The organism is Collinsella sp. SGI.180 (genome assembly GCF_050313455.1).
Classification (GTDB): Bacteria; Actinomycetota; Coriobacteriia; order Coriobacteriales; family Coriobacteriaceae; genus Collinsella.
Map to the genome: position 1 here is coordinate 23,398 of NZ_JBNPLL010000008.1, position 12,323 is coordinate 35,720.

The 12,323-nt window shown below is 60.1% G+C and carries 9 protein-coding genes; 4 read left to right on the top strand and 5 right to left on the bottom strand.

What is annotated here, in order from left to right; translation table 11 throughout:
* Positions 1-6 precede the first annotated feature (6 nt).
* The 4 genes from ACQRAP_RS04740 to ACQRAP_RS04755 all read left to right on the top strand — a co-directional run bounded on the left by ACQRAP_RS04740 (position 7) and on the right by ACQRAP_RS04755 (position 5,299).
* Positions 7-2,565: a homocysteine S-methyltransferase family protein gene (locus ACQRAP_RS04740; RefSeq protein ID WP_427747554.1), complete on the top strand. Its 2,559-nt coding sequence runs from the start codon at positions 7-9 to the stop codon at positions 2,563-2,565.
* 108 nt (positions 2,566-2,673) lie between these two features.
* A complete protein-coding gene (locus ACQRAP_RS04745; RefSeq protein WP_427719427.1) occupies positions 2,674-4,038 on the top strand; it encodes a PFL family protein in 1,365 nt (454 codons plus the stop codon).
* 318 nt (positions 4,039-4,356) lie between these two features.
* Positions 4,357-4,842 (top strand): hypothetical protein, encoded by a 486-nt coding sequence (locus ACQRAP_RS04750; protein WP_427795026.1) that lies wholly within the window; start codon positions 4,357-4,359, stop codon positions 4,840-4,842.
* A gap of 157 nt (positions 4,843-4,999) precedes the next feature.
* Positions 5,000-5,299, top strand: coding sequence for a YhbY family RNA-binding protein (locus ACQRAP_RS04755; RefSeq protein WP_427795027.1), 300 nt, complete (start codon positions 5,000-5,002; stop codon positions 5,297-5,299).
* Positions 5,300-5,360: 61 nt separating this feature from the next.
* Here the strand turns inward: ACQRAP_RS04755 and ACQRAP_RS04760 are convergent, their stop codons facing one another.
* The 5 genes from ACQRAP_RS04760 to rpsI form a co-directional block, all read right to left on the bottom strand.
* Positions 5,361-8,279 carry an AfsR/SARP family transcriptional regulator gene (locus tag ACQRAP_RS04760; RefSeq protein ID WP_427795028.1) on the bottom strand — a complete coding sequence of 973 codons (2,919 nt, stop codon included), beginning with the start codon at positions 8,277-8,279 and terminating at the stop codon, positions 5,361-5,363.
* A 616-nt stretch (positions 8,280-8,895) separates the two neighbouring features.
* A complete protein-coding gene (gene nagB / locus ACQRAP_RS04765; protein ID WP_427795029.1) occupies positions 8,896-9,624 on the bottom strand; it encodes a glucosamine-6-phosphate deaminase in 729 nt (242 codons plus the stop codon).
* Positions 9,625-9,896: 272 nt separating this feature from the next.
* Positions 9,897-10,364: a PTS sugar transporter subunit IIA gene (locus ACQRAP_RS04770; protein ID WP_427719420.1), complete on the bottom strand. Its 468-nt coding sequence runs from the start codon at positions 10,362-10,364 to the stop codon at positions 9,897-9,899.
* A 101-nt stretch (positions 10,365-10,465) separates the two neighbouring features.
* The gene (gene glmM / locus ACQRAP_RS04775) at positions 10,466-11,803 is read right to left on the bottom strand and encodes a phosphoglucosamine mutase (protein WP_427795030.1); all 1,338 of its coding nucleotides are present in this window, start codon (positions 11,801-11,803) and stop codon (positions 10,466-10,468) included.
* 122 nt (positions 11,804-11,925) lie between these two features.
* The gene (rpsI, locus tag ACQRAP_RS04780) at positions 11,926-12,321 is read right to left on the bottom strand and encodes a 30S ribosomal protein S9 (protein ID WP_022094634.1); all 396 of its coding nucleotides are present in this window, start codon (positions 12,319-12,321) and stop codon (positions 11,926-11,928) included.
* Positions 12,322-12,323: the final 2 nt, after the last annotated feature.

The following is a 12,323-nucleotide window of genomic DNA, read 5'->3' on the forward strand; positions in this document are numbered from 1 at the left end:
CCCCCGATGTTCACCCCGCTTATCACTCATGATCTGGACGGCGCCGCGCTGGCGGCGCCCGTTGATGCTGCCCGCCGCAAGGGCGCCACGTACAAGACGCGCACGATCGACGACCTTTACATTAAGGACGATCGCCTGCGCGCCGCCATCGAGGGCACGGGGCACCTGCTGTTCGACGGCGGCATGGGCACCATGCTGCAGGCGGCCGGCATGAAGGCCGGCGCCCTGCCCGAGCTGCTCAACTTTGAGGAGCCCCGGGTCATTACCGATATTCAGCGTCAGTATGTCGAGGCCGGCTGCGATGTGATCACCGCCAACACCTTTGGCGCCAACGCCCACAAGCTCGACGGTGCCGCCACCGTGGCAGATGTCTTTGCCGCCGCCGTCGCCTGCGCCCGCGCGTCCGGTGCCCGCTACGTCGCCGGCGATATCGGCCCCATCGGTGCGCTGCTTCGCCCCTTGGGTACCCTCAGCTTCGACGAGGCCTATGACCTCTTTGCCGAGGAAGTGCGCGCTGGCGTCGACGCGGGTGTGGACCTCTTTATTATCGAGACCATGACCGATCTTGCCGAGATCAAGGCGGCGGTCCTTGCCTGCCGCGAGAACTCCGAGCTGCCCGTCTTTGCCACCATGACCTTTGAGGAGGACGGCCGTACCTTCCTGGGCACGAGTCCCGAGGTTGCCGCCATCACGCTCGACGCCATCGGCGCCGACGTCCTGGGCATTAACTGCAGCCAGGGACCGGCCGAGCTCCGAGGACTCGCCGCACGCATGCTCACCGTTACCGACAAGCCCGTTATGGTGCAGGCCAACGCGGGACTCCCCCACGTGGACGACGACGGTAACACCGTCTTTGACATCCAGGCCCCCGAATACGCCAAGGCCGTCGCCGGCATGATCGCCGACGGCGTAAGCGTCGTGGGCGGTTGCTGCGGAACCACGCCGGCGCACATGGCAGCGCTGCGCACGCTTATCGACAACCACACGCCCTGCCCGCGCCACCGCAAGCCCAGCATGTCGGTCACAAGCGCCCAGACCGTGGTGGACCTTCCCTGTGACGGCCACAAGATCGCCGTCATCGGCGAGCGCATCAACCCCACCGGAAAAAAGCGCCTGCAGCAGGCCCTGCGCGACGGCGACCTGGACTACGTCGTAAGCCAGGGCATCAGCCAGCAGGAGCAAGGCGCCGACATCCTGGACGTCAACGTGGGCCTGCCCGAGATCGACGAGGTCAAGATCATCCAACAGGCCACCGAGCAGCTCCAGGGTTCCACGCTGCTGCCGTTGCAGATCGACTCCACCGACCCCGCAGCCGTCGAGGCCGCCGTGCGCCGCTACGCCGGCAAGCCCATCATCAACTCGGTCAATGGCAAGCAGCAGATCATGGATGAGATCTTTCCGCTGGTCGCCCATTACGGCACCAACGTCGTCGGCCTCACGCTCGACGAAGGCGGCATTCCCGATACCGCCGAGGCTCGCTTCGCCATCGCCGAGCGCATCGTGGCCGAGGCCGCCCGCTACGGCATCGGACCGGACCGCATCCTCATCGACTGCCTGGTCATGACCGCCTCGACCAATCAACGCCAAGCCGAACAGATCCTGCGCGCCATGTCCCTGTGTAAGGAGCGTCTGGGCGTCAAATGTGCGCTCGGCGTGTCGAACATCAGCTTTGGTCTGCCCGCCCGCCCGCTGCTGGGCTCGGTCTTTTTGGCTGCCGCTTTTGGCGCGGGCCTGGACGCCCCCATCATGAACCCGGGCTCCAAGCGCTTTATGGATACCGTCTACAGCTATCGCGTCTTGAGCGTTGAGGACGAGGGCTCGACCGGATACATCGAGCGCTACGCCGGCTGGACCGATCCGTACAAGATCACCGCGAACCCGGCGGCGGCTCAGACAGTATCGACCGACACTGTGCCCGCCGCTGGCACCGACGGCAGCGACGGCAACGACGACCCGATTCGTCGCATGGTCGTCTCGGGCCGCAAAGGCGAGATTGCGGCCGAGACCGAGCGTCTGCTGGCTGACCACGACGCCATGGACCTCATCAACAACCACTTTATCCCCGCCCTCGACGAGGTTGGCGTCCTCTTTGACCAGGGAAAGTTCTTCTTGCCGCAGCTCATGGCCTCGGCCGAGGCCGCGCGCGTGGGTTTTGACACCATCAAGCGCCTGATGCCCGCCGGCGAGATTGCCGACAAGGGCAAAATCTGCGTGGCCACCGTCAAAGGCGACATCCACGACATCGGTAAGAACATCGTCAAGATGCTGCTCGATAACTACGGCTATACCGTCTTTGACCTAGGCCGCGACGTCGACCCGCAGGAGGTGCTCAAGATCGTACGGGAGCGCGACATCAAGCTCGTCGGCCTCTCGGCGCTTATGACCACCACGGTCGTCGCTATGGAGGAGACCATCAAACTGCTTCATGCCGAGGTGCCGGGCGTCAAGATCATCGTAGGCGGCGCCGTACTCACCCCCGAATACGCCAAGCAGATCGGCGCGGACTACTACGCCAAGGACGCCGCCGAAAGCGCTCGTATCGCCGAAGAGGTCTTTGGGCAGTAACACAACGGAAACAACCGAGCACCAAAACGTGCCGCATGCGCCACTTGGCACGTGCGGCACGTTAGAATAGACAAGACTATGCTCGTTTTGGCAGATAGGAGTGCAAGGATGGCGATCACGCCCGCAGAAATCGCGGAAACCCGCGGCATGGTTGAGGAGCAGAACCTCGACATCAGGACCATCACCATGGGTGTTTCGCTCATGGGTTGCGGCGACGAGAACCTCGACCGCATGTGCACGAAGATCTACGACCACGTGACGCACACGGCTGAGCATCTGGTCGAGACCGCCGAGAACCTCGAGCGCGAGTACGGTATCCCCATTGTCAACAAGCGCGTTTCCGTCACCCCGGTGGCGCAGATTGCCGCGTGCTGCAAGGATGAGGACCTCACCCCCATCGCGCATGCCCTCGACCGCGCGGCCGAGACGCTCGGCATCGATTACCTGGGCGGCTTCTCCGCACTCGTCCAGAAGGGCATCGGCGACGCCGACCGCCGCGTCATTCAGTCCATCCCCCAGGCGCTCGCTACCACCAGCCGCGTCTGCTCCAGCGTCAACGTCGCCAGCCTGCGCGCCGGCATCAACATGGACGCCGTGCTCATGGCGGCTCAGACCATCATCGATGCCGCCAAGCTTACGGCAGATGAGGATTCCGTCGGTGCTTCCAAGTTTGTCTGCTTTGCCAACATGGTCGAGGACTCCCCGTTTATGGCGGGCGCCGTTCACGGCGGTGGCGAGGCCGACGCCGTCATCAACGTAGGCGTCTCGGGCCCCGGCGTTATGGCCGCAGCCCTGGAGAAGCTGCCCGATTCCGCATCGATGATGGAAGTCGCCGAAAAGATTAAGCAGACCGCCTTTAAGATCACCCGTGCCGGCGAGCTCATGAGTCGCGAGGCCGCCCGTCGCCTAGGTGTCGAGAAAGGCATTGTCGACCTGTCGCTGGCGCCTACGCCTGCCGTCGGCGACTCCGTCGCGCGCATCCTCGAGATCATCGGCGTGGGCACCTGCGGTGGCCCCGGCACGACCTGCGCGCTCGCCATGCTCAACGATGCCGTCAAGAAAGGCGGCGTCATGGCCAGCTCCAGCGTGGGCGGCCTCTCGGGCGCCTTTATCCCCGTGTCCGAGGACGCCGGCATGATTGCCGCCGTCGAGGCCGGCGCGCTTTCGCTCGAGAAGCTCGAGGCCATGACCTGTGTGTGCTCCGTTGGCCTGGACATGATCGCCATTCCCGGCGACACCCCGGTCGAGACTATCGCCGGCATTATCGCCGACGAGATGGCCATCGGCGTCATCAACAATAAGACCACGGCCGTGCGCGTGATCCCCGCCATCGGCAAGGGCGTGGGCGACTGCGTCGAGTATGGCGGCCTGTTTGGCCGTGCGCCCATCATGCCAGTGAACCCCAACGCCGGCACCGTGCTTGCCCACCGCGGTGGACGCTTCCCGGCGCCGCTGAACTCGCTCAAGAACTAGCTGAAGGGTTCGGGCGGGAGTCCCGGTGAGGGCAAATATATAAGGTCGCCTGCTCGGACAGTCCTGACTCGCACGGAGAGCACATTAAGTGCTCTCCGGCTCGTGCGGAACTCGCGATCGACCTTATATATTTGCCCTCACCGGGGCTCCCGCACAACGGGACCTCAGTTGGGTTCTATCCCGGTTGCAGTTGCTTCGCTCCTGCACCACTTGGCTGGTGCGGCGGTTTGGCGTTGGAACGGTTCTTTTTCTGATATATGCTGGTTGCGGCTCTTCTTTTGGGAGGAGTCGCTTTTTTGTTGTGAGGAGGGATGGCCCGTGGTTGATGGTGTAATTCAATCTGAGCTTCTTTCTGCGGATTGGAATGGCGAATGGATGCGCTTGCAGGCTGGTCGGCGGCGTTGTGCTGTCACGATGGTCGCCAACTCCAGCCCGCGCTATGACCTGCACGTGATGAATGCCATCGGCGCCTCGGTTACCCGTAGCAATGGTTTTGTGTACGCCTTTAACATCCTTATTCAGATGGGTGCACTACCGCAGGTCACGTATTTTGAATCGCCCCGTCGTGACACCTTCGATAGCCTCGAGGCCGCCGTGGCAGACCTCTCCCGTATGCTCGAGCATGGCAACGAGGATAAGATCGATCGTCTGCGCGACTATATCGCCCAACATATGATCGAGAACCCCCATGCCGGCGAGCCGGGATCCAAGGGCGTGCCGCAGGGAGGTTACATGCTCGACCACATCCGCAAGGTCCGATGGGCGTTCATCGCCTGGGAGCCGGTCTCTGCGCCCCGACCGTAGCCCATCTAAAGTATGCATCGTCTACCCGCCCGGCATCCGCATTCTTTGCGAACTGGCAAACGCGCTCCACACCGCGCCGTTCCTGCGCTATCGTGGGACAGCTCACGTAGATTAAGGCCCCATCGCGGGGCGCCCCATACATAGAAAGCGAGATCCCATGGCACTGACAGGAGCCCAGGTCAAGCAGCTTCGCAGCATGGCCCATCACCTCAACCCCGCCATCATCATCGGTAAGTCCGATGTCAACGAGGGTACCGTCGAGCAGACGGCCGCCTACCTGGAAAAGCACGAGCTCGTTAAGTGCTCCGTGCTGGACGGCTCCAGCCTTTCTGCCCGCGAGGCCGCCGAGGAACTCGCCGAGCGCTGCCACGCCGACGTCGTTCAGGTTATCGGCCGCAAGTTCTCGCTGTATCGAGAGTCCTCGCGCAAGGATATCGAGAAGATCAAGCTCGTCTAAGGGCCGATCGGTTCACACAGAGCAAGCCTGCGGGCGTCCGAATGATGCGGGCGCCCGTTTTTTATCGTTCAATGAACGGTCGGTTGACCCTGCTTTCGACCAGACGCTCGTAGAGACGCTTGGTCTCGGGCTCGGGAACGCCTGCGACCTGTTCCTTAAGATGATGGATATGCCCGCTGTAGAGCTCGACGATATCGCGGCGTCTCCCCGCCGCTCCGTACACGCGCATGGCGCATCGCACCATGTCCTCGCGTGCGGTCTCCTGACGTAGCCCCGCTTCTACCAGCCAAATTGCCGACTGCAGGTCGTTTTCTTCCAAGGCAGCGCTTGCTCCCACAATCATGCAGTCGATAAACTTCGACTGCATGATGCGGCGCATGCGCAAAAAGTACGTCGGATTGCAACCGTTGGGGATATACAGCGGTCCGGTATAGAGCTGTTCGATCTTAAGACACAGCTCGACCAGGTGAGGCCCACGCACTCTTGTGCGATTACCCAAAATCTCGCGGCTTATCTGCTCAAATAGCTTCACATCGGTCTTAACGTAATCCCTGTTGAGGCCAAGGCAGTCGTTTTGAATCAGGACGCACGACTTGCCATCTGGCGTGGGTCCCAAAGCGGATCGTAAGCGTGACACAGTCGAATACAAGTTGTTACGGGCGCTACTGTACTCGGCATGTGGCCACAGTTCCATAGCCAAGGTCTCGCGATCGACAAACGAATCGATACCCAACGCAAGCCGCTCGGCAAGCGTTGCCGCTTTCTTACGACGCCACATCTTGTCTGTGATGGGAAATCCGTCGCGCTCGGCACGAAACGCGCCAAACATGCGAATCTCGATATGATCGATAGCGTCGACGGGTTCGACCTCGCCGACCTGGAACAGCCGCTCGCTCTCTCCCTCCAAATCGTCGCGCAGCGAATATCGCGATAGCTCACGCACCGGGAGCTTCTTTCGAATCTTGGCAGCAGGCTCGCCCAGGCAATGCATCGCAAGGCGTGCAAACAGCCGATACGCTGGCTCCAGAATCCCAGAACGATTCATAGACATCCAGGCGGCAAGATCGCTGTCACGGCCCGCAGACGCCAAATGCAGCGCTACGACCCAAGCCTCCGCGCCGCCGACTTGTGTCCGACTTAGGTCGAGCAGCTCTGCCTCTTCTCGTACCGACACCATCGACGTATTGCGAAGGCTTGATGCACGCTCCAACAGCAACGCGTTGTCGCGCATGTATGCGATCGACTCGTCAGCAAGCTTGAGCACCTGGACCGCGCGGAACTTCGCGTTGACCGGGCGCCCCTCGGCGAGCGCCTGCCAGCCTTCGAGTAGCAGGCCAAACAGCTGGATTTGATTGTCACGCACGCGCACGGCAAAGCGATCGAGCTCATTAAACGCCGTATCGTCAGTCATTGGCAGGCCTGCAAGCAGACGCCGTGCCGCCAGCACCATACGCACCCAGACAGCCGGTGCCTTAAGCCCACGAGCATCGAGTGCCTCCCGTGTCCGAGACATCTCGTCGTCACGCTCATCGATTCCCATAAAGGACCCATCGAAGAGCTCCACCAACATCCGATCTGCCCGTATGAGAATCTCTGCAATATCGAGTTCGCAATCATATACCTTGTTCGCCTTGAGTCCCGAAAGCGCTGCGCCGTCTTTCGCCTGTTCGGTCAGCCGGCTCTTAACCTCGATATGCGCCGACAGCATATCGAGCGCAGCACAAGATGCCTCATTTTTTGGAAGCGCAGGATTGGCTGGAAGCCCAAGCTCGCAATCTCCATAACAGACGACCGTAAGCACCTGGGCGACTTTCCAAGAAACCAAATCAATCTCGCGGACCGACTGTGCGCTCGCATGTTCGACAATCGAGGCCATATACCGGGCCAGTTTAGTATTCGAAACGCTTACCGCCGCCAAATAGACACCAAGTGCCTCGGTGGGCGTCGGCTCCAACGCGGGCTTGTCGGTATCCGTCGTCCTCAGTACCGCGCGACAGACATCCCCTCCATGCCCAGTCAGAGCCAAATCGACACCATACTGTCCAGCAAGCTCAAGGACGGCGTCGCGATCCAAAAAGGCATCTGCCAAATCCATCGCAGCATCGCATCGGCCCGCCTTGAGCAGAATGCGTGCCGCGCGCATAACGAGCTCTGGACGAATTTCCGCAACCATTTTTCGTAATCTCAGGCGCGCGTTATCCTCGGTGCCCATACACGTAAAGCTTCGGTCGACCGGATCGACACCAAAAATCGGATAATCACGAACAAGATAGGACTGATCGATCATGGAGAGCCTGACACCGCATGCCTCAAGTTCCGCAATCTTGCCCTCGCCCATCAGGGCCATCACGCACGCCACGTTAAATAGGGCGCCGTTATCGATTGATGCCATATCGGCAAGTGCCGCACCGTATACGTTGACAATCTCGTTTTCGAGCAAGCTGGCAACGTCGCCCTCTCCGTACAGCCCCGTCTGCATAGCCGAAACCAACTCGGGAACACCCTGTGTGAGCTGGTAAAAATCGAGCGACGTGCTAATCGAGAACGCCGATGCCCAAGCCGAATACTCATAGGCATGCACCTTGAGCATCTGCGCATTGATCTTGACCGAGTCACCCAGCCCGCGAATCAACTGGCGATTTGAGGGGCGGCAGGTGACAAAGACCCCGATCCCCATAGTGCGCAGGCCTCGAATTCGATCGATAAGCTCCTCGGTATCTTGCTGATCGAGGTTGGGGACGTTATCAATCGCAATCAACGATCGCGGTTTGTCCTCAAGTTCATCTGTGACCACTTCGAGCTGCATAAACACCTCGCGGGCAATCGCGCGGTCAGCCTCGATGATTCGTACCAGACCGCGCGTCGGGTCGCTTTTGACTTCCTGAGTGTACTGAAGCAATATCGATGTTTTCCCAAACCCATCTGGTGCATAGAGCAACACAATGCCCGCCTTGCGGCCCTTGACAATCAACTCGCTCATCAGGCGATCACGTCGGACCATATAACCTGTGCCCAATGGCGCCAATTCGAGATCGTCCGTATCGTTCAGCCCGTTCATCATGCTCGCTCCTTACCTCGGCCACATGGACACCGTAATCGCAAGACAGCCCAAGCCATCCCGTAAATCGAACGACGCAGAGTTTTAGGTTGTCTTTCGGTTCGCATTTGGCAAGTTTTTGTTCAGCGAGCGCCGATTGAAACTTTTCCCCCAACCAACCGGTCTTTGCGCAGGTCAATGCGCTTGCCAGCATGTCCCACTCATTTGGCAGTGTAACGCAATGGGGCTTGTAATATTTTGTTGCGCAACTCACCTACGCGCTGATACCGTTTGCGACTCATTAGTAGCATTTTTGAATAGAATATGCTAGAGAATGCATCACGCTATACGAGGCACCACCGTCAAGCTTTTGGCAAGCTAATGTTATGCACACCATAAAGTCCGCGCTCATCTGGTTCCACTGGCAGATATTGCGGACGGACGCAGTATAAGGACTCATGAGTCTATAAGCTAGCCGCCATCCCGCATATGCATAATAAAAAAGGCCCCCGCAGAACGGGAGCCTGTAACAAAGTAATAACAAATCGCTCGGATTGTACTACTCGCAGAGCGAAAGGGCAGCCTCGTCGGCAACGACGACGCAGTTGGTGTGCAGCTGCAGGATCGAAGCCGGGCACTCGGGCGTAACCGGGCCATAGCACATATCGTGCACAGCCTGAGCCTTGGCCTCGCCGTTGGCGATGACCAGGATCATGCGGGCATACATGATGGTCTGGGTACCCATGGTGTAAGCCTGGCGGGGAACGTCGTCGATGCTATCGAACAGGCGGCTGTTGGCCTGAATGGTGCTCTCGGTGAGGTCGACGCAGTGCGTACCCTTGGAGAAGTGGTCATCGGGCTCGTTGAAGCCAATATGACCGTTATTACCAATGCCGAGCAGCTGCAGATCCGGGTAACCGGCGGCAGCGACGATCTTATCGTACTCGGAGCAGGCAGCGGCGGCATCGGGGTTGGAGCCATCGGGCACGTGCGTGTTATTCAGATCGACGTTGATGTGATCGAAGAAGTTCTCGCGCATGAAGTAGTGATAGCTCTGGGGATCATCGTGCGAAAGGCCGCGATACTCGTCCAGGTTATAGGTGCTGACCTCGGAGAAGTCAATATCGCCCTTCTTGTACCAATCGGCGAGCTGCTTGTAGGCGCCAATCGGAGTGGAGCCGGTGGCAAGACCGAGCACGCAATCGGGCTTAAGGATAACCTGCGCCGAGATGATATTGGCGGCCTTGCGGCTCATATCCTCGTAGTCTTTAGCTTTAATGATCTTCATTACGCATCCTTTCTCGTAGAAGAGAGGCAAGGCTCCCCTTACAAGCACTTGCCCGCGGCCTGCGTCGGCCGCAACCAACGTGTGCGGCCACCAGGGCGAGGTCGCGTAATGTATGTATCTCGTGTCTAGCCGCGTCGAGGCCCCTGCCCGTCCACGGTGACCCGAAGCCTTTTAGCCTCGGACATTTTTCATCTTGCCACGAAGGGCGCCCTCTTTCAAGGGCGCCCTCCGTAAACGTGTTTGAATTGTAGGCCAAAGGGCAAGCGAACGAGTTAGCGCTCGCGAGCGACGATGAGCTGATCCATCTCCTCGACATGCTCGCCAACGGAGCCCTTGATGCTCGAGAACTCAACAGAGTTGCACACCAAAATGGGAACCGTCACATCGTAGCCCTCGGCCTCGATTGCCTCGCGTTCAAACTCGATAAGCACATCGCCCTTATGGACGATATCGCCCACCTGTGCATGCACGGTAAAGTGTTTGCCCTCGAGCTGAACGGTATCGAGTCCAACGTGGATTAAAACATCCAAGCCATCGACCGTGTTGAGCGCAACGGCGTGTCCCGTTGGAAAAATCGCCTCGATCTTGGCATCCGCAGGTGCAATCACGCGCGTGCCCGTAGGCCGAATGGCAACGCCTTGGCCCAAAAGGCCAGTGGCAAACGTCTGGTCGTTAACCTCGGAAAGCGGAATGACATCGCCCGAGATGGGAGCATCCAGCGTAAGGACTCGACCACGCATACCAAAAGACCTTAGGACTTTAGTGAACATGCTCCCCCTTGGACATACCAATAATCAAAACCAGTTTTAGTAGTTTACCACTTGGCATTGGTTTTTGACCATTAGGGAAGTTCGCGCTTGACAACCTCGACGATGTCGTCAACGACGCGCTGAGTCAGCTCGTGCGTCTCGGCCTCGGCCATCACGCGAACCAACGGCTCGGTACCGCTCGGGCGCACCAGGATGCGGCCGCGACCGTTAAGCTCCTTCTCGGCGGCAGCGACAGCGTCCCAAATGGGCTGGCAATCGTCCAGACCGGCCTTGTTGTCGGAATGCACGTTGACGAGCACCTGCGGGTACTTCTTCATGATGCCGGCAAGGTCGGTGAGGGTGCGGCCAGTGCGCTTGAGCACGGCCAGCAGCTGCAGCGCCGTCACCAGGCCATCGCCGGTGGTGTTGTGCTCCAGGAAGATGATGTGGCCGGACTGCTCTCCGCCGATAACGGCACCGTCCGCGAGCATGCGCTCCAGCACGTAGCGGTCGCCCACGGCGGTCTGCACCATCTCAAAGCCCTGTTCCTTCATAGCGATGGAAAAGCCCAAGTTGCACATAACGGTCGAGACGATCTCGGAGTTGGCGAGCTTGCCGCGAGCGGCGAGGTCAGAGCCGCAGATGGCCAGGATGTAATCACCATCGATCTCGTTGCCCTCGCTGTCCACGAACAGCACGCGATCGGCGTCACCGTCGTGGGCCAGGCCGATGTCGGCGTGGGTGCGCAGCACGAGCTCGCGCAGGGGCTCAAGATGAGTGGAGCCGCACTCGACATTGATGTCGGTGCCACAGTAGTCGGTATTGATGGCGTGGACCGTGGCGCCTAGACGCTGAAGCGCGGCAGGCGTGGTCTGGCAGGAAGCACCGTGACCGCAGTCAACGGCAACGACCAGGCCGTCGAGCTTAAGGCCGTCGAGGGTGCTGATAGCGTGGTCGACGTATGCCTTGCGAGCGTCCTTCATCTTGATGATGTGGCCCACACCGGCGCCGGTCGGCAGCGTGTCGGCAGCCATGGCCTCCTCGGACATGACCCAGGCGCTGATCTCTTCTTCAACGGCATCGGGAAGCTTCATGCCCTTGCGACTAAAGAACTTGATGCCGTTGAACTCCGGCGGATTGTGCGAAGCGGAGATGACGATGCCGCCGTCGAGCTCGTTTTGGACGGTGAGCAGCGCCACGGCCGGCGTAGGGATAACGCCGCAGCAGTGCGGACGGCCGCCCTCGGCCATAATGCCAGCGGTCAGAGCGCTCTCGAGCATGGTGCCCGAAAGACGCGTGTCGCGGCCAACGCAAATGTCCGGACCAAGGAACTTGGTCGCCGCACGGCCAAGGCGAAACGCGAGGTCGCACGAGAGGTCGGCGTTGGCGACGCCACGGACGCCGTCGGTGCCAAAGATGTTCTGGGGCATAGGATCGCTCCTTCCCAAGTGGGCAAAACGCACTCGCCCACCCTAGTCGAAAAAGAAAAGCGGGACCCGCCGAGCAATCGGCAGGCCCCGCTTGTACATTGTATCTCGTAAGGAGAAAAACCTTAACGCTTGGAGAACTGGGGAGCGCGGCGGGCCTTCTTGAGGCCGTACTTCTTGCGCTCGACCACGCGAGCATCGCGCGTAAGGAAACCGGCCTTCTTGAGGTCAGCACGGTAGTCGCCAGCGTTCAGAAGAGCGCGAGCGATGCCCAGGCGCAGAGCGCCGGACTGACCGGAGATGCCGCCGCCATCGCACAGAGCGATAACGTCGAACTGACCGGCGGTATCGGTCACCTTGAAGGGAGCAAGGGCGTTCTCAACGAGCTGATGACGGCCGAAATACTGCTCGGCGTCACGCTTGTTGATAGTCACCTTGCCGGTGCCGGGGACGAGACGGACGCGGGCGACGGCGTTCTTACGACGGCCGGTACCCTGGTAGACAACGGTGTTCTCAGCCATCT